19 protein-coding genes and 1 pseudogene are annotated in these 23616 nt (G+C 44.3%); 11 read left to right on the forward strand and 9 right to left on the reverse strand.

From position 1 onward, the window contains the following. Window positions 1-135: 135 nt before the first annotated feature. From ACJJIJ_RS10465 to ACJJIJ_RS10490, 6 genes are all read left to right on the forward strand, one after another. Complete coding sequence (locus ACJJIJ_RS10465) at window positions 136-450, forward strand: putative quinol monooxygenase (RefSeq protein WP_444900405.1); 315 nt, start codon at window positions 136-138, stop codon at window positions 448-450. A gap of 348 nt (window positions 451-798) precedes the next feature. After that, window positions 799-1608 (forward strand): SDR family NAD(P)-dependent oxidoreductase, encoded by an 810-nt coding sequence (locus ACJJIJ_RS10470; protein WP_444939524.1) that lies wholly within the window; start codon window positions 799-801, stop codon window positions 1606-1608. A 418-nt stretch (window positions 1609-2026) separates the two neighbouring features. Continuing rightward, window positions 2027-3052, forward strand: coding sequence for a nitrilase-related carbon-nitrogen hydrolase (locus ACJJIJ_RS10475; protein ID WP_444939525.1), 1026 nt, complete (start codon window positions 2027-2029; stop codon window positions 3050-3052). Between the two features lie 828 nt (window positions 3053-3880). Beyond that, window positions 3881-4480: a DUF4360 domain-containing protein gene (locus tag ACJJIJ_RS10480; protein WP_252082183.1), complete on the forward strand. Its 600-nt coding sequence runs from the start codon at window positions 3881-3883 to the stop codon at window positions 4478-4480. 328 nt (window positions 4481-4808) lie between these two features. Beyond that, the gene (locus ACJJIJ_RS10485) at window positions 4809-6917 is read left to right on the forward strand and encodes a TonB-dependent receptor plug domain-containing protein (RefSeq protein ID WP_444939526.1); all 2109 of its coding nucleotides are present in this window, start codon (window positions 4809-4811) and stop codon (window positions 6915-6917) included. Next, window positions 6917-7408, forward strand: a complete 492-nt coding sequence (locus tag ACJJIJ_RS10490; RefSeq protein WP_444939527.1) for a TlpA family protein disulfide reductase — start codon at window positions 6917-6919, stop codon at window positions 7406-7408. Before ACJJIJ_RS10485 ends, ACJJIJ_RS10490 begins: the two co-directional genes overlap by 1 nt. Here the strand turns inward: ACJJIJ_RS10490 and ACJJIJ_RS10495 are convergent. From ACJJIJ_RS10495 to ACJJIJ_RS10505, 3 genes and pseudogenes are all read right to left on the reverse strand, one after another. Then, a pseudogene (locus ACJJIJ_RS10495) lies at window positions 7386-7717 on the reverse strand (IS30 family transposase); the annotation flags it as partial. The gene ACJJIJ_RS10490 and the pseudogene ACJJIJ_RS10495 sit on opposite strands and share 23 nt — an antisense overlap. A 172-nt stretch (window positions 7718-7889) precedes the next feature. Beyond that, entirely contained in the window at window positions 7890-8738 is an 849-nt protein-coding gene (locus ACJJIJ_RS10500) for a TolB-like translocation protein (protein WP_444939528.1), read from the reverse strand. A 478-nt stretch (window positions 8739-9216) separates the two neighbouring features. Continuing rightward, a complete protein-coding gene (locus ACJJIJ_RS10505; RefSeq protein WP_444939529.1) occupies window positions 9217-9636 on the reverse strand; it encodes a DUF2267 domain-containing protein in 420 nt (139 codons plus the stop codon). Between the two features lie 232 nt (window positions 9637-9868). Here ACJJIJ_RS10505 and ACJJIJ_RS10510 point away from each other — a divergent pair, with 232 nt between their 5' ends. Further along, window positions 9869-11266, forward strand: coding sequence for an amidase family protein (locus ACJJIJ_RS10510; protein ID WP_444939530.1), 1398 nt, complete (start codon window positions 9869-9871; stop codon window positions 11264-11266). Between the two features lie 40 nt (window positions 11267-11306). On the opposite strand, the gene ACJJIJ_RS10515 is transcribed toward ACJJIJ_RS10510, so the two are convergent. After that, on the reverse strand, window positions 11307-12443 hold the full coding sequence (locus tag ACJJIJ_RS10515; protein ID WP_444939531.1) for a methyltransferase: 1137 nt from the start codon (window positions 12441-12443) through the stop codon (window positions 11307-11309). Window positions 12444-12525: 82 nt separating this feature from the next. After that, a complete protein-coding gene (locus tag ACJJIJ_RS10520) occupies window positions 12526-13119 on the reverse strand; it encodes a TetR/AcrR family transcriptional regulator (RefSeq protein WP_444889918.1) in 594 nt (197 codons plus the stop codon). Between the two features lie 853 nt (window positions 13120-13972). On the opposite strand from ACJJIJ_RS10520, the gene csrA reads away from it, so the two are divergent. Further along, on the forward strand, window positions 13973-14161 hold the full coding sequence (csrA, locus tag ACJJIJ_RS10525) for a carbon storage regulator CsrA (protein ID WP_444886612.1): 189 nt from the start codon (window positions 13973-13975) through the stop codon (window positions 14159-14161). A gap of 265 nt (window positions 14162-14426) precedes the next feature. Here the strand turns inward: csrA and ACJJIJ_RS10530 are convergent, their stop codons facing one another. The 3 genes from ACJJIJ_RS10530 to ACJJIJ_RS10540 all read right to left on the reverse strand — a co-directional run bounded on the left by ACJJIJ_RS10530 (window position 14427) and on the right by ACJJIJ_RS10540 (window position 17587). Next, entirely contained in the window at window positions 14427-15302 is an 876-nt protein-coding gene (locus ACJJIJ_RS10530) for an SDR family oxidoreductase (protein ID WP_444889917.1), read from the reverse strand. 454 nt (window positions 15303-15756) lie between these two features. Next, window positions 15757-16584: an SDR family oxidoreductase gene (locus ACJJIJ_RS10535; protein WP_444939532.1), complete on the reverse strand. Its 828-nt coding sequence runs from the start codon at window positions 16582-16584 to the stop codon at window positions 15757-15759. 160 nt (window positions 16585-16744) lie between these two features. Further along, the gene (locus ACJJIJ_RS10540; RefSeq protein WP_444939533.1) at window positions 16745-17587 is read right to left on the reverse strand and encodes a type 1 glutamine amidotransferase domain-containing protein; all 843 of its coding nucleotides are present in this window, start codon (window positions 17585-17587) and stop codon (window positions 16745-16747) included. A gap of 126 nt (window positions 17588-17713) precedes the next feature. Between ACJJIJ_RS10540 and ACJJIJ_RS10545 the strand changes: the two genes are divergently transcribed. From ACJJIJ_RS10545 to ACJJIJ_RS10555, 3 genes are all read left to right on the forward strand, one after another. Next, complete coding sequence (locus ACJJIJ_RS10545; protein ID WP_444939534.1) at window positions 17714-18625, forward strand: LysR family transcriptional regulator; 912 nt, start codon at window positions 17714-17716, stop codon at window positions 18623-18625. A gap of 419 nt (window positions 18626-19044) precedes the next feature. Further along, window positions 19045-19194 (forward strand): hypothetical protein, encoded by a 150-nt coding sequence (locus tag ACJJIJ_RS10550; protein WP_444939535.1) that lies wholly within the window; start codon window positions 19045-19047, stop codon window positions 19192-19194. 365 nt (window positions 19195-19559) lie between these two features. Further along, on the forward strand, window positions 19560-21737 hold the full coding sequence (locus ACJJIJ_RS10555; RefSeq protein ID WP_444939536.1) for a hypothetical protein: 2178 nt from the start codon (window positions 19560-19562) through the stop codon (window positions 21735-21737). 90 nt (window positions 21738-21827) lie between these two features. Here ACJJIJ_RS10555 and ACJJIJ_RS10560 read toward each other — a convergent pair whose 3' ends face one another. Further along, window positions 21828-23540, reverse strand: coding sequence for a SulP family inorganic anion transporter (locus ACJJIJ_RS10560; RefSeq protein WP_444939537.1), 1713 nt, complete (start codon window positions 23538-23540; stop codon window positions 21828-21830). Window positions 23541-23616: the final 76 nt, after the last annotated feature.

A 23616-nucleotide genomic window follows, 5' to 3' on the forward strand; every position in this document is an offset into this window, starting at 1 on the left:
TCAAGTTCAGCTAAATAACTTGCACAGCAGCCATCGCCGTCTAAATTTAAGTTCAAGCTTAGGCGGCAAAGATTTCAAAATAATTACAACTACTCAATAACAACCACCTTGAGTTGATTCATCTTGAGACTCCCAATGAAAACACCTGTTTTAGTCTTTGCTTCCTTTTACCCAAAACCCGACAAGGAACAAGCTGTCAAAAATTTGCTCACAGAGATGGTTTCACCATCCAGAGCGGAGCCTGGTAATTTATTGTATGAACTTTGCGAACAGATCGACCAGAAAGATCACAAAATAATCTATAGTCTCATAGAGAAATATATAGATGAAACCGCGCTCAGTGAACACAAATCTTCAGCTCACTACATTAACTACCGAAAGAATATAGAAGATCTATTATCCAGACCTATAAGCGTGGTTGTGCTAAAAAATATTTACCAATCCGACTGAGCTCTTACTCTATGCTCAATAACTCTTGGGTACTTGAGCAACTCCCACCTCATAAAGATGACCTACATCTCACGCCTCCTCAGACAGCCTAAGCTTAAACTCCAGCCTGCTATTGACACACACATTAATATTTGCACTCCCTAAAATAGGAAGAACAACAACTTTTAGACCTATAATTAAGCTGATTTAAAATCTTGAAGTTTTACCTTAAGACTTGACACCCAAATCACCTACACTGCCATCTTTAAAATGAAAGGTTCTCAGCTAATTAAGAAACTGCCAGCAGTTAGGTACTAACTGTAAGTTAAAAACCTAACATCACAACATTTACACTGTTAGCGGAGTTCAATGTTGAATCTTGGAATTACGAATAGAGTAGCTATTGTAACTGGCTCCAGCTCAGGAATTGGCTATGCCATTGCCAAAGAGCTTCTTGCCAATGGTGCAAAGGTAGTTCTGGTTGCACGAAACGAAGCACATCTACAAAAAGCAGAGAATAAGCTACATAAAAACTCAAAGTCTGAGGTCACTTCTATCTCAATAGACATAACTCGAGATCATGCTGCACAACAGATAATCGATAAAACCCTAAACACCTTTGGAGCACCAGAGATTCTAGTCAACAATGCTGGGCGCGCCCATGCTGGTGGACTTATGTCCTCAACTGAGGAAGACTGGGAACAAATGACTGCAGTAAAACTCACTTCTATGCGGAGAATGTGCAAAGCTGCCATCCCTTATATGCAGCAAAAAAGCTGGGGAAGAATAGTTAACATGTCATCTATTGGCGGCACCTACCCAAACCCAAAGCTACTCATATCTCATGTCCTAAGTGCAGCAATCAATAATCTATCAAAATCTCTTGCATTAGAGGTTGCACCGTACAATATACTAGTTAACTCGATTGGAGTAGGCGCAATTAAAACGGATAACTGGAAAAATAACATGATCCCATTTATCCGCAGTAATACGCCAGAGTATGCAACACTTACAGATGATGAAATTCTTGTTCGAGTATCGAACGAATGTACGCCTGTAAAACATCCAGGGGAACCAGAAGACATTGCTACTCTGGCGGCCTTCCTTTGTTCTGCGCGTAATAATTTTATCACTGGGGATAGTATTGAGGCATCAGGCGGAGCTGACCGCTTTATGTAGGATTTAGCTTTCTCATTAACTAACATATACAGCGGCTAACCAATAATAATAGCGCGGCCTTTTATCCATCACATATCAATATGAATAACACTTTTTTCTTCATACAAGATCATAGCTCTGGAAACTATCATAACCTCTGTCACTATCACAAAGTTTAATCTTACCCTCTACCGGACAAACAATCATTAACACCGAGCGCACATAATAACAACCCTATACTAACAAGAACAGATTAGTGATCAAACAAACTGATTTGTCACTGGCATTTATTCGCTTACAAATAAATTCGGACGTCCTTTTACTCAAACTAACAGACAATTAAAATAAACTAAAAAATCATCAAATTATAATTTTCTTCAAGTAACAATAGAGATTTTCTCTTCCAAGAGACCGCCAAATTTTCTCAAGGAGAAATAAAGTGCCGGCTATCAACCCTATTCCAGATGCGATGAGTGTAGTGCTTGTCCAATTTTCGCCTTACCCAGCCTCTGATTCAGAAGGCATCAAACAAAACATAAAGAGAATTGAAGCATATGTTGATCGTGCATCTTTATGTTTCCCGGGCGTGGATTTAATCATTTTTCCTGAATACAGCACTTACGGATTTGGCTTCCATCCATATGCTGAGCATTTAAAACTTGCTACAACCATACCGGGACCTGAAACAGAAGCTTTTGGGAAAATAGCTAAGCAATATGGTGTTTGGCTGTGTGTATCAATTGTCGAGCTTGCACCTGAGCCACATATGAAACCATATAACGCAATGGTCCTGATCAATGGTGATGGTGAGGTCGCTCTTTCCTATCGCAAAATGGTTCCATGGTGTCCTATGGAGCCCTGGAGTCCCGGGCCTGAAATGTCAGTTTGTAATGGTCCAAAAGGGTCGAAACTGGCCATTGCGATTTGCTCAGATTTTGACTACCCAGAAGTGGCACGTGAAGCAGCTTGGAAGGGTGCAAATGTAATTCTAAGACCTGCTAAATATATGTACCCATGGGATCATATTTGGGGGATTACAAATCAAGTGCGGGCTTATGAAAACCAAGCTTATGTAGTAGCGGTCAATCATACTGGAGAAGATAGTTCCTACTCTTATTTTGGTCGCTCAATGGCCTGCGATTATGATGGGAACATCATATGTTCTCTAGATGGCAGTGAGGGTATGACAAAAGTTGACCTTTATCCTCAACTAGCTGAAGAGGCTCGTGATAAGCGACTATCGAACAACTATCTTTATCAGATTAAACACCGCGGGTATACAGGAATGCCTCCTAAGGGGGCAACTCATAACCCTTTTACCATATATAGTGACTGGGATAAGATCCCTAAGCGATGGAACCGTGATCCAAGCAACGAAGCCGAGAAGATCGCGAATAGAGGAAGAAAAATTCTGGCTGAAGCTTCAAAGAAAGAAAACCTTAAATCACCAGATTCAGAGGAGTAGCAGTCTTTGCAGAGTTCTTTCTTAGAACTACCATATTTAATTCTGAAATAATTTGGTTACTTAACTCCCCCTTTAATCAAAGGGGGGATCTTACATCCATAACATCAGCAACTTACTACTGAATTTTCATTGCGAAAGCGGCATCTGAATGATACTTCAGGCCGAAGCTAAATGATTCAGCGCTGCATTTAATTATTTTAATTATTACTTATAAACTATCCAGTATCGAGTATTTTATCTCATCATTATTAAAACCCAAAAAAACATCACTGCCAAAAGGCCCACGCTATAAATCAACTCCCTCACAACAATTCTACAATCCATAATGGGCCATTAAATCATAAATCATAAATCATAAATCATAAATCATAAATCATAAATCATAAATCATAAATCATAAATCATAAATCATAAATCATAAATCATAAATCATAAATCATAAATCATAAATCATAAATCATAAATCAAATAACATTAATGAACACCCTATAGAAACACCACCCATGTAGATATTACAACGCACTCACTCACACATATTTTTCGCCCCCTATAATTAACCACGCACAACCTCAGATAACAACATCACTAACCCTACCGTATTAATAAATTATCATTGAACTCAATCGTGACCCAGCTCACAAACATATTCAAAGCTAAACCACCACCAATGATTACGCCTGCAACCAATTGACATTGCAAATATGAATTTTGCAGTATGAGCCAACTAATTCATTGGGAGACGCCAGCAACAGAACGATTAATTGGGAATTAACACATAGAACTTACAAAGATTAACCGCTCACACTTTTCAAGGAATGGAGAGTATCAATGCTTAATAGAATTCTAGCACTCACACTTTGTTCAATCTTTTCTATCCCCACTTTGGCAAAAACTTTACTAATTGATGGTCAACAAATTGAGATTGGAGAAGTCGCCGTTAATGGTACAGGCTGCCCTGTAGGGTCAGTAACGGCTACGGCAACAGATGATAATAAAAATATCGCGATACTTTTCAGTAAATATAGCGCCGTAACAAATTCTTCAAATCCAATTGCTAGCTCTGATTGTAACTTGGCAATACCTTTAAGTGTAGAACCTGGGTTTTCAGTAGGCATATTAGATATTGACTGGCGGGGTACAGTATTTTCTGCCGATGGATCCCTTATCAATTTCCATAGAGAATACTTTTTTTCTGGCAGTCAAGGCCCGAGCCATGACAATAACTGGAATAGCTCTGGCTTTGAGAACTTTGTCCTCAATGATCGCCCACCATTTGCCTACTATTCCGGGTGCGATGGGGAGGCCCTTATTGCGAGAGCAGATACCGTTGCAACAGTAATCGGTGCCGACAGCCTATTTTCTCTGCGTTCTGCCGATGTTGGAGCACAGTTGCTTTTAAATATCCAAATTATTCCTTGTGATGAATAATTAGAGCAATTGTATTCACTCCCCCCTTAATAAGGTGGGGAGTATTTATTAAAATAAAATTCTTGATTTACATGGCAATATCATTATCTACTTCTTGCTTTCAATAATTGAGCAGCCAACCCAGTCAGCAGATCGTAATTCATACTGATGGCTTTATCTGATATTTCGACCATTTTTCAATTATTGAACAACGAGCTACCTGAACGGCACTAGTCATAGCCCCTCCCCCTCCAATCCTCAAGTCGCAAAAAACTACCACCTTTGCTCACTTGTACCGCAAATGCGAATCATTACCATGTGAGATGAATTCACTTCTGGGGAATCACCCATGTTTCGCAAAAGCTTGATTGCCATCGCCCTCTCCTCAGCAATCCCTGCCTCTTTTGCCAATGACGCGTCTTTCGGACAAAACGCTGTAATGGAGGAGACCCTAGTGATAGGTGTCCGCCAGCGATTATATGAGCGCGGCGCCCTCTTAGACGCCATACAGAAGACTGAAGTCGTAGACGAAAGCCTGATCAAGTCCCAACAAGCGGTAAACCTGACGGATGCCATTGAGAAATCCCCCGGTGTAAGGGTTTCCAATGAGTGTTCTATGTGCGGGGTTAAGCGGGTAATGCTGAATGGTATGCGCGGGGAGCATTCCACCATCCTCACCGACGGCGTTCCCTTACACACGATGATGGCTGGCTACTACGCGGTAGATGCACTGGCCACCACCGGCATCTCACGTATCGAAGTGGCCCGCGGTGCAGGCGCATCACTGCTGGCACCCGAAGCAATCGGCGGAACCATCAATGTGATTTCCAAGGAGATAGAAGAAACTGGCGTCAATATAAATGCCTCCATGGAGGACAACGACAGTTATTTTCTTGGCTTGATGGCAGGGTATCTGAGCGATGATGAACATACCCGCACATCGCTAGTCATCCAGGATGACAAACATCACCAGATGGACAACGATGATAACGGCATCAGCGAAGCGCCCTTACAGGAAAATACCAGTTACGTGGTGCGTCTCTCGCAAGACCTGGGCGAAAGGGGCAACCTGATCCTTCGCACGGCCTACACCGACTCCAATATTTTTGGTGGACCCCAGGGAGACAGCATTGGCTCAGTCTTGCACGGATACGATGGTGTGGAGTCTGACCACTTATTTGTCGACGACGATGTGCGACAGCAATATATCGGTAAACCCTGGGAAACCACCGAATGGATAGCCACCACCCGCAGTGAAATTTCCGGCAGCTGGCTACACGAATTTAACGAGTCCTATAACACTTTGCTGACAGTTGCCTGGTCTGAGCATAAGCAGGACTCCTTTTACGAGGGGTTCGACTACAGCGCTACCGACACGCTCAATTACTTCGACCTGCGCAACAACCTGATCCTGAACGACCAGCATATGCTGACGTTTGGTGTCGACCTTCGCGATGAATCCATGCGCTCCGACTCTGCTGCAGGAGAGGAAAGCGACAACTACATTGAAGATAGTTTCGATTACCAAACTACCGGCCTTTACCTGCAGGATACCTGGACAGTCTCACCAGAACTTGAGGTGGCACTAGCCATACGCCTGGATAATGCCAAAGCCGATTTCGTCGCCGAGCAAAAACCCGGTACCGAGATCGATGAAACTGTGGTGGCCCCGCGTATAGACTTGCGCTACCTGCACGACGATCAATGGACCTCCCGCGTAGCGATGGGGCGAGGCTACCGAGCCCCCCTATCCTTTTTCGAAACGGATCACGGCATCCTGGATGCCGGAGATGGCTTTGCCATCGACATTGAAAGTCTGGAGAAGTCTCAATCTGCAACTTATGCGCTGAGCTTCGAAGGGGAGCGCCTTAACAGTACCCTGTCATTGGCATTTACCGAAGTAGATAACCTCGCGGCATTAAGTGAAACCGAGGACGGGGTACCGCTGCTTAGCCAAATGCAGGAAAGTGCCTCTGTAGGCGCTGCCGACATTACTCTCAGTTATGCGCTGAACGACAATCTATCTATTGGCAGCACTCTGGAGACCTACGATTACGGCGATGTTTTCCGGGAGTCCTTTGCCATTGCCCCTGTGGAGCAACGTGCACTATTCAATCTGGATTACAAAGCCGATTACTGGATGCTATACGCTAGCGCCACCTGGGTAGGCGCCCGCGACCTGGATGAATTTGGCTATGAGGGCTTTAACCAATTGGGCGACGTCTCGTTAAAGAGCACAAACGCAGACGCCTATTGGACACTGGATATGAAATTGACCTTTGATGTGAGTGAAAACCTCAGTCTGTACCTGGGCGGCAACAATCTCACGGATTACACCCAGGTCGAGGAAGGGGAAACCCCTCTGTTCTGGGATGCCAGTGGTGCCTATGACGTAGCCTATATCTATGGTCCCCTGCGCGGCCGTGAATTCTACCTGGGCTTCGACTGGAACCTGTAATGCGAGCCTGGCTCTTACTCCTCACACTTCTGTTCGCGCCAACTGGCGCGGCTGAAGTTCCCACTTCCCTATTCGATTTTGAATTGCGCAGCCTTGCCGGGCCTGAGCGTATCAACTTGCAGCACTTCAAAGACAAGCCAAGCCTGATGGTACTGGTAGAACCCGACTGCTCCTGGTGCTTTCGTCAGGTTCGAGCACTCAACCGGCTTACACACAAGTGTTCACAACAGTTCCAGCCACTTGCCCTGGGTATTAACGGATCGCGCAAAGCACTATTGGCTGAGTATCGAAAATTGCGCCCGGAATTTCCCATGTTCCAGGCGAATCGAAAACTCCAGCAAGTGCTGGGTGAAACTCCCGGCACCCCCTTCAGTTTTCTAATAGCACCCAATGGTAAGCCGCTGCGCTGGCTCAGGGGTTATATTCCTGATGAGCAATTGCAGCCCATTCTGGAACAAAGTTTTGGTTTTACCTGTAGTAATACTTCTTGATTTCAATTAATAACTGCAATTCCTTATGCTGTAGTAGATCATCTTGCTGTTCCTTAAATAACTCATTCGGTGACCTGTCACTCCGGCTCTCTCTAGGTTTACTATTCAGACGATCCATTACAAATTGAACCTACTCGTCTGTTATTTTATTTAAGTCGGCATCCTTTGGGAAATACTGTCGAATGAGGCCGTTAGTGTTTTCGTTAATCCTCCCCAGGATGAATATAGGTGGGCAAAATATATATCGACCTCTAAATCTTCTGCAATCCTTTCATAACCAGAGAATTCAAGACCATTGTCGAATGGTAATTATTTAGCCTTGTCCGTACTAAGAAAGTCAATTAAGTTTGCAGCCAAATTAAAATCAATCTTCATTCGACTTGCGTAGTTAAATGGCCGGATACTTTACCTCTAGAAATAGATAGCTCTCGCAGAAGATTTATTATCTTTGAGCGTCACTCTAGATTTAATACTATAGAATTTATTTGGGCCTTAGAGTCTCTATATACTGCGCATCTACCCACATTATTTCAAAATTCGGGGGGGTACAACGACGACAGTAGAAAAGATATTTTCCATCTGGTGTTACATACCCACCACCATCTTCCCCCTCTGTATTGATTTTATCACCAAAGTTAATAGCTTCACCCCATGAGCCATCCTGCTGGCGAAAGCTGATATACATGTCGCTATCACCATACCCGCCCTCTCTTTCACTATCCCAGATGATGTAAGACTCATCAGGGGCAATAAAGGGGTGAGCAGTCCACTTGCCCGTGTTTATCTGTTGGCCAAAAGGCTTTGGCGTTTCACGCTTACCATCTAACAGTCGTGAATAGCGAAGAATACCATCGCCGTTTTGACCTACCTCATCAAATACAAAGGTTCCTTTCGCAGAAGCAGTAAGGCGCATAATACGAATGTCTTCAAATTGTGAGCCAAGACTTTTAAGCTCTGACCAACCATTAGCGGTACGCTCTCTATATTGATTTCTAGCATACATCGTTTGACCATCCGGTGAGATGGAACCGCCCCAGGCCACTTTAGACTCATGCCATCGATTGTTCTCAAGCTTGAATACAACTTTCGAGGATTTGCCACTTTGGTGATATCTTCTTGTAACGTAGTACTCTTTCATATCGGGCGTGAAGTAACCGCCCCAGTCACGATACTCTTTCGAAGGCTTAGGGGCGAACAGTTGTGGAGTCAGCCCAGGTGGCTTCTGTCCAAGGTAAGGGCCCTCAAGTACTACAGGGGTATCCTTGCTATAGCTGGTACCACTTAGAGTTAGCAGGGAAAGTAAAATGACTGAAGTAGAACGATGCCTCATGACTTATCCTTATTTGATCAGGGGGTAACTGGCAATCACTGTAATCAACTTGGCTATATAGCGCCTGACGTCCTTGTGAATTTTGCCTGATTCTTATTCTGATGGCGGCAATCAGCTCACTGCATGTATAAAATATATACAAATACCACCCTCTTAGGCAGGCTTTCAGTTATGGGCGGTGGTAAGCTCAAGAAGCAATAACAATACGGATCAACCTCCATAGACTCCTCAACTGTTTCCAATCCACCATTCTCCCTGTTTCAGGATTTCTATACTTTTTACTTTGTGGCCACCCTCTACTTTAGCGATTTCTTCCTCGTAAAATTTACTCTACTATTTTGTGTCCTTCTGGCAATTGCATCGCCTTATCCAATAGTCATATCCTCTGAATGCAATAAAAATCCATAGAACTCACCAAACCGTAAAGCGGACTCAATGTGTATAGACTTTCCCACCCTCCTTATGAGCATCTACCCGCTTAGGGCCGCCAAAATTCAAAGGCCCCATCCGGAAGCTTTAAAAGCAACTCATCAAATACCTCTTCATCCACATGTTTCCGTAAAGCTTTAGCAACATCTTTAATTGCTGTAACTGTTGAAAAATTGTGCTCTCCTCGTAATAACCGCACCTCCCTGGTCATTTCCTCAACACTATCAAAGTCTTTCTTTTCTTCGTTAAAATCCCAGTCGGCCACAAACAAAGATCTCAGGCAAACGGGTAAGACATTGGAAAACGCAATAGCATCGGATGTAGAAATTCGACGGCGGAACACATGAAAAACGCCCTGTGTCATTGTATAGGTAACATGCGTACTCCAAAGCCCAGCTATATCTCGAGCATCAACTAAATATTGAAAAAATTTTTCAGATGCTTTCTCATATTCCAATGGCACAGTCATAATTAGTTTTACTAATCCTGATTAATATTAGTTACGATTAACACCTTATATCAAACACAACTGACGTAGCGTGATTGATGTATTCTATACTTATAATGATCTGATGTTTTTTCTAACGGTTAATCATGTATGGCAACCAAACACGCTGCCTATCATAATTCATAACCTTAATTTTGCAGGATTATGACTGGCATGTACTAAGATTGATTCAATTTTTCATACAAACCAAATCATGACAACGTCTCTACGCCAGCTCTCTGAAATGGTCCGCAAAAGAAAGATCACAGCGACATCCTTAATTGAAGAGGCCTGCGATAATGCGGTGGCCCACTCAGATCTAGATGCTTTTATCTGCCTGGATAGGCATGGCGCATTACAGAAAGCACAGCGCATTGATAACGAGCTGAAAGAAAGCAGCAATAACTGGCCTCTTGCTGGCATCCCCATCGTTGTCAAAGACAATATCAATGTGAGAGGTTTTCAAACGACTGCGGGCACACCTGGTATGAACTTCCAGGCCAAGACTTCTGCACCAATAATTGAGAGTCTAGAGAAGGCCGGAGCTATCGTCATTGGCAAAACCAATTTGCACGAACTCGCCTTCGGCGTAACCTCGAATAACGCCGCCTATGGTGCCGTCAGGAATCCTTGGGATAAATCCTGCTTTCCAGGTGGTTCATCCGGGGGAACAGCAGTAGCCATTGCCGCCGGGATCGTATCTGCAGGCCTGGGCACAGATACCGCCGGTTCAATCAGGCTACCAGCAGCCCTCACGGGAATTGTGGGCTTTCGACCATCCACTGGCTGCCTGAGTACCGAGGGAATAGTGCCCTCTGTACCAGCGTTTGATACCTCTGGCCCCATGGCCGCCAACGTAGAGGATACCGCTTATCTGTTTGAGATATTAACCGGGTCTGCCCTACCCCAGGCAAAGCCACTTAATCAGCTGCGCCTTGGGCTTGCCCACCCGCTATTTAATAATCTCTCACCAGGTGTATACCAAGCTTTTAAAGCTGCGTTACATTCCCTTAGCTCCGCGGGAACCACCCTAATAGAAATCGATTTATCCTCGTTAGTGAGCGCAGTCCTTGATGTTGGGTTTCCTATCGGATTTCATCAAATGAAAACCGCTATGACCCAATTTCTGGCGAGCTACCAGCCTAATACCCAACTGGCTGAGTTGGTTGCAATGATCAAAAGTAATGATGTAAAGGCTGTCTATCAGGAGTCAGTACTGGGCCCCAAGGCACCATCAAATGCCGACTATCAAACCGCTTTAAAGAAGATGCCTGGAGTACGCGACAACTACCTAAAAATCATCCAGCAGCACCAACTAGATGCGATTGTATTCCCTACAGCACCGATCGAAGCTCAATCTATTAGTACTTCATCAAACCAACTTGAACTAAACGGAAAAATACTTCCAACTCTGGACACACTCATACACAACAATGCCACAGCAGCAGTCACCGGTGCTCCCGGAATAAGCATTCCTATTGGGCGAGGCAATAATGGCTTACCGGTTGGTCTGGAACTGGATGGAGTGCCCGGCGCCGACTTAACACTTCTCGCCATTGCAAAGGAAATTGAGCTTCAGATACCACCACTGGTGTCGAATGGTCTGAAGTGAAACTTCAAACCCCATTAGAGATGCCACAATGACTGGCAGCTCACTTTAACCCTTCTCTTTTCTTTAAAACCATCACTTTAGCGAAAGACCGAACGCTGACAGTCTCAACCAAGTAGAAAGGACTCTGAGCAAATAACTTATTCCATTCACTGACCGTTCGTTCACGCCCTTTTGTTCCCATTAGCATCTGCATATCCATTGCCGCTAAATTGAGATCTGCCCCTTTCTCTGGCAGTACAGCATCAACAATCGCTAAAGTAGTATTACGTTCACCCATCGCCCGATGAATATTCATTAAAAGCTCTTTAGCCCTGGAATCATTCAGCAAGTGAAAAATAGCCACACACAAATAGATGTCCTTATCACTTACTGCATCTGGAAGTGGGTCATTTAGGATATCAGTAGGATAAAAATCTAATCGTTTCCTAACATCATCACCGAGGTGACTATCCCAATACTCTCGCGCAGTCGATTCAACATTGTTCCTATCAACAACAACTGCAGTCAAGTGTTTGTACGAAGAAAGGATACTGGCACTTTTACTACCTTTTGCGCCACCCAAATCAATAATTCGATCAAAACTCTTCCAGTTAAAGTCTTGCAGGTATTGTAAACCGGTAAGATGATCAACAGTATCCATTGCATCCGAAAATAGGTCACTAACCTTCGGGTGATCATTCATATAATCAAACATCTCCTTTTCATACACACCTTCAAAAGGCACATTGCCCTCCTTGATATGCCCCTCAAAGTTTGAAAACCATGGCCTGCTAAATTCAGGGGAATTATGCATCAGGATCATATTTTTTACGCTGTTGTCGGCGTTAGTACGAAGCGCTCTTGAATTTCTATTATGCGAAAAACATTTTGGTTCCTCTTCTTTAAAAATCCCCATTGCGCATAACATTCTCATCAATCGATAGAGGTACTGTTTATCGGCTTTGCAAGCATCCGCCAACTTATCTATCGAAATGGCTTTATCTTCAATATGATCAGCAATATTAAGACAGGCAACGGCGTATAAACAGCGAGATTGCCAAAATAAAGATCCTATTTGCATCAAACGAAAGGGAGCCGGGATCAGGCGATTTGGGATATTACACAAACTATAAACCGCATTGGAAAACCTCTGAAAGACCCAATTAGAGACCCTATTCTTTTGCATAGACCCGGGCATAAGAACTCCTCAGAATAAAATGTCTGATAAAAATATCCAATAAAATAAACATCTCTGTTATTACAAACAGAGACTTGAAAGGTTACATATTTTGTAAACCGGCCTTTAGGATTCGGCCATTAAAATCGGCAAGCTGCTTTAAAAACTCAGGCCCCATTTCCTGGCCCATTTGCTCCTCAAGAACTGGCTTGGCCAGCATGGGCAACATGGCAAGACTGACAAACGCAATCCTGAGCAAATCATATTCAGTGCCAGCGCCCGAAGGTTCAGCGCCCTGAATTTCCGCCAATCTCCTGGTCCCCCGTTGGCGCCCCCGCTCTAAGAGTTGGCGAATAACATTCTTTCCTGGCCCCTCGTTAAGCGCCATAACTTTCAAGATTAGGGCTGGAAACTTGGGATTCTCCTGCATTGTGGCATAGTAGAGGTCGAAGAAGTCACCAAAATCCCAGTCGCCATCGAGGCTCAGCTGCTCAACAGCATTAATCAGGGGGAGTAAGGTTTGACGAATCATATCTTCGTATAAGCCATCCTTACTGCCGAAGTAATATCGAATCATTGATACCGCCACCCCCGCCTTGGCAGCAATTTGGCGAGTGGTAACCCGGTGATACTCATCGTTCAAAAAGCACTCTCGTGCCGCTTCTATCAACCGATTGGCAACATCTGACTCCTGCATATTCCTTACCATCCCCGATTTGTAATGCAATGGAGGCTAACAGGGTATAGCACCACCTTCCATAATGACTGTTGTTCAATATAAGGGGTTTGTACGAACACTGAGCGCTTAACTACCTTAGACCGCTATACAGAGATAACAGGAACAATCTGATTCCTCACATTAGCTCTTAAATGAATAACTAGTCACTCTTTAGCGTGCCCATTCATACAGACAAATTCTAAGTCATTCAGGCTGCTCGCAATGAGGAAATTATTAGCAGCTAGTTAAAACACAAGAATCTATAAAGAATGCGAATTTAGCTTGCGTTTCTTGAGAGAAAAATCAGATATATCTAGAGGAAAAAGAACGAAATATAGGCACAAAAATAATCTTATTGGATTTTATTAAGTTTGTTTTAGTGTCAAAGCTGCGTAGAATTGGTAGATATTTATCGGTATTTTTGGCTGTCACTGTGCGAGTTTAATCGGCACATAGCTCAAGTTTAAAAATCCGAAAAGCTTTCCAAATAATCCATTTACTTATAGGAGAACAGTAGCGTGACATAAGAGTAAGTAAAAGGCGCTGACCCATGGTGCGGGAACACCAGGGGCCAGCTGACCAAATTGATACACAGACTATCAAGATGGCTATATGCATAGTACGCTAGAAACCCGCTCGTCTTCAATAAAGTGGAGTACATTCAGCAGCTTGGAGCGATTCCCCAAGCTCTGGGAGCGTTGCGCCCGCCTTTTCTTCTTCTATGCCTACCGTTCCCGTGCTCCACCTCAAATTTCCTGCAAACACCGCCCTTCAAGCCGCCTTCCCATTACGGAATGCCTAGCCATAACTTGCATATCAGTAGGAAAAGAAAATGTTGATCTTAAAACGCCGGACTGGCGAAAATCTAAGAATTGGAACAAATGTCTCTATCACAGTATTGGAGGTTAAGGGTAATCAAGTAAAGATAGGAATACATGCCCCCAAATTCCTACCTGTGCATCGTGAAGAAATTTATATACGCATTCAAGAGGAAAGAAAATTGATAAACCGAAGTGGCTGAGAGCCTACGTCTCCAATAGGAAAGGCCCACTAAGGGCCTAAAATTCTCTATATGGGTATGGCTCTGAAAACTTCGCAATATAAGCGTCTATATTATCCCTCTCCCTCATGCTCCATATACTAACTATAGTTAACTTCCATTGAGAAAATGTTACTTTCGGGCCAATCAAAAAAACGTACTCAAGAATTTTTGATAGGTACATTTACAAAAAGGCACCTTTATACCTGTGAAAGTATGCAGAGTGCCCACTAATATCATAAGCCGTTTAGTACTTTTTAAGCTGGAATAAATTACCCATTTCGTATGCTGAATATATTTCCTGCATTGCCTCTTCGGTAACTTGATTGATCTTTTCTATCGTAGGGTTCAATCCTGTACCATCAACAGTTGTTCGAAACGGTCGACTTGAAGGCTCTGTATTCAGTAAGTTCAGAACCGCATCTGCAACCAATTGTGGGCTGGGGGCATTCTCTGATTCATGGCCCTTCTCTGTACCAGCCCACATTTGCTCCGGGGCATATGCATATTCACCATAACTCGCAGCCACTTCTTTGTCACTTGCTCTTAACAGGTTTGAGCCAAAATCGGTTCCAAATCCGCCGGGTTGAACAATCAAAGATTGAATACCAAATTGCGCCAGCTCTACGCGATAATTCTCTGCCATTCCTTCTACCGCATGTTTGGTGGCATTATAAGAACCAAGGAAAGGTAATACGAACTTACCTAAAATGCTTGATATCTGAATAAGAGTTCCACTGCTGCGCTGTTTCATCTGCGGCAACACTGCACGTATTAAACGTTGAACGCCAAAAACATTGATATCAAAAACCTTTTTAAAGTCCTCGATGGTAAAGCTTTCCTGCCACCCGAGCGTACCGACTCCCGCGTTATTAATTAAGATATCAATTGGGCCGACTTCTTTAGTTGCTTGAGCAATACCCTTGGCGACGCTCTCATCATCGGTTACATCAATATCGACGACAACGATACCTTTAGTAATAAGCTCATTAGCTACAGAAGCATTGCGGCCACTTGGGTCTCGCATGGTGCCGATGACTTTGTAGCCATTATTTGCAAGTGTATTGGCAATTAGATAACCAAAACCACTATTTGAACCAGTAATAAGCGCTGTTTGAGTCATGATTGTCTCCTTAAATTTTGCATCACATCAACTGGTGTAAAGATTAAGACTTGCACGTGCATTAATGAAATTGATTTAATGCATATAGCAATGAATAAAAATAATAGCCACAAAACCAGTACGCAAAAGGCTTCATAAGCCACCCCTATTGATCAGATATTCAATCAGGGGGTTTTGAAAAAAATTAAGAGCAAAGGCCTTCAGCACTAAGATCCGCACTGGTTATCTATCAGATTTTGCATCTAGTTTTTAGTGGAAAAATAGCTAGACACAACGTACAGAATAAAAAGCCATAAGATATTTTGAATAAGCAGTCTAAGGAATTAAGACCTTAAAAACTGTCATCTAGCACCATACAGGTATAGAACTTAAACAATTACAAAATTGAGTTAAGCCCTACCTGCACACCATTTAGATAACTCTAGTTATTTTTTCCACAAGGAAAAATGTATTCTCATTGTTTACCCATCTCCGCCTCAAATGCCTCACGGTAGTCGGGATGCCAACGAGAGAGTGGCGGACGATTGTTAATAATATCCCCTATCGCCCAGCTCATGCGTTTAACATCAGTTTCACGATCTACGTCATTATCCGGGCAAAGAATGTAAAAATCACCACGCTCGACGCTCTCCAGCATAAAATTGACCACTTGATCTGCAGTCCATGCGCCATCTGGTTTACTAGGGCTACCAATCATACCCGTGTAAGTGAAGCCAGGAATTAACAAGTGGGATGAGACCTGGCTTCCAGGTGTATTTCGGATAGAGTGCTGTAACGCCTCCGCAGTAGCTTTTACCGCAGCCTTACTAACGTTGTAAGCCGGATTTCCCGGTGGAGTGGTAATTCCCTGCTTAGATCCAGTCGTAACGATAACAGATGGGCTGTTTTGACTGATCATTTCGGGGGCAAATGCATGAATACAATGAATCACACCCCAAAGGTTTGTGTTGATAATCTTATTCCAACCATCTAAATTCTCCCAACTTCCATTTTTAACAGCAGTTCCTGCATTGTTAAAAAGAAAGTCGATACGACCGAATTCTTTTTTAACTTGATCTTTGAGCGCTACTACCGAGCTAAAATCACTCACATCGGTTTCTACTATTAAAGTATCATTTGGTAGAGCGCGCTTAGCTTCTTCCAGTTTTTCTTTGTTAACATCTGCTAAACAAATCTTCATCCCTCTTTCTGATACGGCCTTTGCTGCCGCAAAACCTATTCCGCTGGCACCACCAGTAATAACTGCAACATTATTCGGCTGAAAGATAGTAGATGTGCTCATTGGGATTCCTGGATTATTGTCAAAGACATAAATTAGAGTTTGTGAAATACGGTATTAATACTACTCCTTCAGGCATAGGCTATTTACCGAAATCATTCTTTATAGCCTTGAGACTCTCAATGGAGTTTTGCCTGAAGAAGCCTGTTACTAAAATAGACGACTATTTCATCAATTTTAGAAGCTCTTGAGCAACAGCAATGGAGGATTTGTTGTTCTGGCCTGTTACCAGTTCACGATCAACAACTACATGCGGCTGCCAATCTTCTTTGCTACGGGAGTAATTACCACCGGCATTGGTGAGTGCATTTTGAGGCCAGTAGAACAGCTCATCACCACCTAAGTAGTATTGAGTAGCTACAGCTTCTTCTGAGTTACTAAAAGAGGTCATTTTGTAACCGTCATATACCCAGCCCTTGGCAGCTTTAGCTTTCTTACCGGCTTTCATTTGGGTTTCAAATTCAGAGCTGTTAGGCAATGCGGACAACAGCGCAACTGGGCCATGACACACTAAACCGGTAGGCTTGGACTCAGCGTTAAAATGACGTAAGAAGCTGCCCAATTGATCATTGGATACCAAGTCACCTAAAGGTGCATGACCTCCAGGTACAAACAGCGCATCAAAATTCTCTATACCGATTTGCTCAATGCGAGCAAAGCTAACTACTGGGCTGTGATCTTTGTCAGTCAGCATTAGCTGGTTGAGTAAAGCTTTATGGGCATTGTAGTTTTCTTGACTAGTATCCAAGAAATGGTCAGGCGTGTCTGAGACCGGGTCCAATGTCGGCGCCAGCCCCATCGGGGTAGCGAATGTTATTGTGTGGCCAGCTTCCATCATCAATTTGACCGGCTCCATAAGCTCATTCAAATAGAAGCCCGTTTTGTAGTCACTACCACCCTTCAGCTTCATTTCTGACACGTCTGACATCACAACCAGAACGTTATCTGCCACCGCCAGTGGGCTGACTAGCAATGCTGCCATCGCAAGCAGTTTCCTCAAGTTCATAATCACTTCCTCGAAATTAGGGTTGAATCAATTGAAGTGGCGACAGAATAGGACCCCAGGCTTCATTAATGAAATTAATTAACCTAATATAGGCATGAGCATAAATAATGACTGAGACTGGTTAGAATGGGCAATATTTCGGACATTGAGCTGAACCAACTAAGGCTCCTGCAGATTATATTTGAGACCCGAAACCTGACCCGGGCTGGTGAGCGTGCAGGGCTAACGCAGTCTGCGGTAAGCCATACGCTGAAGAAACTCCGCCACAGCTTTGATGACTCATTAGTCATAAGACAAGGCAATCAACTGGTACTGACTCCAAGGGCTGAATCCCTACAAACCCCGTTAAGTCGCTGGCTAAGTGATTTTGAGCGGAATATTTTAAATCAAGAAGAATTCAATCCTGAAAGTACGCAACGCACTTTTTATATCGCGACGAGCGACCTGGTGGAGCAAAGTATCGCTCCCCCCCTAATAGCATTACTGCAAAAAGACGCTCCGAGAGTTCAGGTTATTTTTATAAAGTTAGATAAGCACAGGATCGCCAACCAGATTGAGAGTGGCGAGGCGGATCTTTCTATCAGTGTTATGGAATCAAGTCATCCAAGCCTGATGGTAAAAACCTTGTATAAAGACTCTTTTGTCTCAGCGGTAAGAAATAATCATCCATTTTTGAAAGACAAGAAAAATGTTCATAGTTTTTGTCAATATCCGCATATTATGGCAGGCACGGGGAGAGATAACCGCGGAACAGTTGATAAGGCACTAGAAGAAATTGGCTTATCCAGAAATGTTCAATTTAAAGTAGCAAATTTTTCCAGTGCGCCCTACATCGTAGAATGCAGTGACGGAATCCTCACCGCACCAAGAAAATTTATCCAGTCTATAACCGGCAAATTCAATATTGTGCATTTTACTCCGCCTATCGCCCTCCCCCAATACTCTATGAAAGCCTATTGGAACTTAAAAAATAAGGATGATCCGGCAAATAAATGGTTGAGGGAAAAGATCGTGGAAGTTGCTCGTATTGACTACTAGTTTCAAGTGAGTTTAGTTTTAACTATCTTAATTAGCGCATCAAGTATCGTTGCTTTATTATGTGTGGCTACAATCAGTGAAACCTCTCAAATCTTTAGTTTATAAATTGATATCGTTATCAAGAGGCCGCCGAGAACCTTTTGGAGGCCCCCACCTTACACACACATCACCTTCCTCCAGGGTACCTTTCAGAATATCACACCTGATTTTAGGGGTCGTTATTTGCTGTCTGCATTTCTCTAATGACCTATCGGGATAGGAATCTCTGCAGTATTCAGCAAGTAACTCACTTGCTTTTTCCGGTCTGGAAAAATAGACAACACCGGCTATCAATATCATAACTACCACTACAACCTTCATAAGTTAGGTCTTTAGAATATTGAGGCTACAAATATTTCCGCTTGTGGATTGATTTTCAAATGCATAAACCAGCTGGAAAATTTGCGCTAGATATCGCTGCCTATGCAGTAATGGGCAATCACCACCACATCGCATTCTATATCGACAACGAGATAGTACTGAATATGTCAGGCACCCAGCCAAGACACTTTGAGATTCGAATCCCATAGTTACTGGTGATTTCTCTCCCAACTAGATCGCCCACCTTTCTTTACTACCTATTGATTTTCCCACTTGGAATTGAACATATCCGAGATTGCTCAAAGTTCTGTATACGTCCTCTCTAGTTGGAGACCATCCAAACAGAGAGGATTCATATCATAATACTTTTTTAAACTTCAAGAGTTGCGTGCTCTCTAAATTTTTCAAGATCCTCGCTCAAAAAAAGGTTCAGTGGGAAATATATTAAGTACTGCACAGAAAAGTAAATAAAGGAAACTAGAATGTCTCCCTAATTTTACTTTTTCAATATTGTGAAGTGGTCCACAAGTTTCCACATTGCATTCGATTTAAATAATGTATCTTCGAGCAGACTATGGATAAGCTATTTAGCAAGAAAGTTTTGGCATTGGCGCTTACTGTTGTATTGGCCTCTTGCAGCGGCGGTGGAGGCTCCTCTTCGGATTCCGACCCAGTCCCACCCACAGGGGGAGATGGTAGTGGCCAGGGCTCAGGAAGCGGCACTGGCGGCAGCGGATCAGGTAGCACTACACCACTTCCAGACAATGAACCCGGCACAGTGACTGTTGGCGATATTGAAACTGCAGACTTGGGATTTGCCCGAATCACTTCTCGGGATATCACCTTACCGAATGGCCAACCCAATGCCCAAGAGGTTCACGGGCTCCCACACTATATTGCCAGAACAGACAGCACCCAGGACGACACCCTAAAGTCGGTCCCCATGAGAAGTTACACAGCTGCCTGCGCAACTGACACCGACAAACCTCGAATGTTTGTTTCTAAGACCCTAAGCGAGGGTAGTGGAGATGATGAAGTCACTTATGGCACTGTTTATGAGCTGCAATATAACCCAGAGACTTCAAGCTTCGATCAAACCGGTAACACAACGATACTAAAACAATGCTACGAGTCGCACGGTATTGCGGCCAGCTCAGATTGCTCCCGTGTTGCGGTCTTGTGCAACACGGAATACCAAGCCAACAAGCGTTATGAGGTGCAGGGTGACTTGGTAGAGCAATACGGTAGCGATTGGATGAAAATGGAAGATAACATCAGCCCTATTGATGCCCGTATTGAAAGGGACATCGGCCTGATGATATCAACCAATCATAGTCAGTACATCGGCTACTTTACTGATCATGCCACCCTGACATTTGAGGACTTCCTCCCTGGGCTTAAAGCTAAATTCCCAGAGACCGATTTTGGTGATTCTCCATCCTTTAAGACCATTAAAGGGAAAGAGATGCAAGAGGAGATGGCTTATATCGTCGATCAGCTCTCTGAAGCCGACTATAACGCGATGGTCGAGTACATTCGTGAGAGAGGTTATAAATATAACGACCAGATCTGGCTCATGGAGTGGGACGATCAACCACTCAGTGAAAAGCCTGCGGCCTATGTTGTGAACAAGATGCACGGTGGTGGCCATGCCGGAGCCCAGGAGCTTATCTATGTGGACAATGATAGCCAAGGCCGCACCAGCTATGCCTTCTCCGTAACAGCACGAGTATTTGACGGCAGCTATGGTGGCTCCCACTACTCTGCAGGAATGACGGTTATTGATCGGGATAACTGGTCCCTAAACATGAGTGGAAGTAATAATAGAGGTTGGTATTGGCTTTGTGGCTATGGCCACGTATTAAACATTCGCGCCTTCTATAATCCAGGTAATGAAAAGTATGGAGCAATTTGTACCAGCGATGGCGGAAAATATAATCAGTCTCGCGGGTTAAACACTATTGCGATCAAGATGGAGGATACTTCCTCTACCAGTAGATTTGAAGGAAGTTACAATTACCTTGTTCCCTCCGACAATGCATTCTTCTCCAATGGCGGTGGGCACACGGTAGTGCCGGTTGATAAAGACACAAATCTATCGCTTATCGTCTCCCCCAAGTATATTGATGACGAGGAAATGAATCGCTTCCTACAAAGCGAATACGGCATTGATACAAGTAGTGGCGGCCCCTTTGATGAGCAGTGTTCAGTTAGTACGAATTGCTTCTTCTCCTATATGTCAAGCAGCAGCAACCCAACCATTTCCAGGCAGGGCCTACGCGGAGGCGATGCCTTGGACGCCTCTTCTTTAACCCGTATTGGTATCGCCAAAGTCGATGGTAACGGCAGTATCGAGGGGCAAGGCTTTAAATGGCTGGTAGAAGAGCCCGACTGTCAAATCAGTGATCCTCAACTTATTGATTTGAAAAATGGTCGCTACCTGTTTGGCTACGCACAATTTCAGTGCATCTCCGATAACCTATCGTACAACCGAAGTTCAGCGAAGAATGGCGCAATGCGTATGCTGGTCCCCAAGGCCTATTATGTTATGGAGATTGACGCAGACCTCAATGTATTAGAAGGGCCAGTAAAACTAACCAAGTTTGGTTGGGGTGGCTTGGATGAACCCACTTTCCTTGGCAACGGTAAAGTAGCTTGGTCATACATCAAGAACCCCACCTATGATAATTACGGTGGCGGCAAGCAAAATGTTTGGCAAGCGATGATTTACCATTCAAACAGTGTTAACTAATTCATCTATAGAGAAATCACTAATAACTTAAAAATGGAGAGCCTTGCTCTCCATTTTTAATGAACAACAATCTAAGTGGATTCCGAGTAGTTAATACTCCGTAACAGAAGAAAACGCTTGGTACTGACTCAAGAATATACTTCCAGATAACTTCTGCAGAAAACTACTTCTCTCCAGGCAATCCATCACCGGCCCCTTAACTTCCGATAGATGCAGTTGAATTTCTCTATCCAATAGATTGCTATTAATAGACTCAAGTACCTCCAAGGCACTCCAATCTATTTCATTCACTGCGCTGCACATCAGAATGACATGTTTTACCTGTGAGTTATTGGCAAGGCCGGTATAAATGCGCTCTTCCAATACGCCGATATTGGAGAAGATTAAGCGACCATCTACGCGGAAGGTGAGAATCTCGGGAACGGTTTTTACCTGGTGCCGGTGAATATTACGGAAGTGCTCGGTACCCTCCACCAGGCCCACTTCGGCGATATGGGGCTTGGAAGCACGATAAATAAATAATAATAAGGATGCGCCAACACCACAGGCCACACCGGGTTCGACGCCCATTAGCAGGGTAACGGCGATGGTCAGGGTAACGGCAATAAAGTCTGCTTTAGCAAAGTGCCAGGTTTTACGCAGGATGGAGAAATCCACCAAGGAGAGAACCGCAACAATAATGGTGGCGGCTAGTGTGGTTTTCGGTAAGTAATATAGAAAAGGAGTTAAAAAGAGTGCAGCCAGGGCGATACCCAATGCGGTAAACAGGCTGGCAAATTGTGTCTGCGCCCCCGCTGAATCATTCACCACCGAGCGGGAGAAACCACCGCTCACCGGGAAACCGCCAGAAATGCCTGAGCTTATATTGGCCATCCCTAGGGCAACCAATTCCTGGTTGCTATCAATTCTTTGCCTGCGCTTGGCGGCCAAGGTTTTGGCCACCGATATGGATTCTACATAGCCAATAATGGCAATCATTAGTGCGGGCACAAATAAAGATTGCAGCAGCGGCAGTGAGAGGTGCGGCAGTGATAGGGGCGGTAAACCGGCAGGAATAGCGCCTACCAAGGCCACTTGTTGCGCTTCAAAATTTATGGCGACGGATAAGGCAATGGTTACCAGTACACCCACTACCGGGGCCGCCTTGGCAAACAGTTCGGCATTGCTGCTAGACAAGCCCATTTTCTCCAGCCATTTTGCAGCAAGGGCCCTGCTCCAGCAGAGAAAAATCAACACCCCCACTCCGGTGATCAAAGCAAGGCTATTGATACTGTTCAGGTTCTGCCATAGTGATAGCAGCAGCTCCGGTGCGGTATCACCCTGGGCGGCCACCCCCAATAAATGCCGCAACTGGCTGAGGGCAATCAGTAATGCCGAAGCAGTAATAAAACCAGAGATCACCGGGTGGGAGAGAAAGTTAGCCAGCATACCAAGGCGTAATGTACCCAGCAGAAAAAGTATTCCCCCGGAAAGCAGTGCCAGCGCGGCGGCAGCGCTCAGGTAGTCCACCTCACCCGTGGCGGTGACCTCTCCCAGGGCGGCGGCGCTCATCAGTGAGATCACCGCGACCGGCCCCACAGACAACGTACTGCTGGAACCAAAAATACCGTAAACCACCAGCGGTACCATGCTCGCATAGAGGCCGACTTCCGCCGGCAGGCCCGCCAACAGGGCATAGGCAAGAGATTGGGGAATCAGTAGCACTGTGACAATTGCGGCGGCGAGCAGATCGCGGTTTAAGGTGCGGCGGTTATAGGATTGAAAAGTAGTGAGGATGGGAAACCATCGGGAGAGTTGCTGCATAACCTTGGTTCACCTTCCACTCTGTTGTTTAACAACGCCGGTATCTCCCGCTTTATCACGGCACATCACGGGCATT

The sequence above is a fragment of the Microbulbifer mixtoriginis (SeqCode) genome (genome assembly GCF_052467945.1).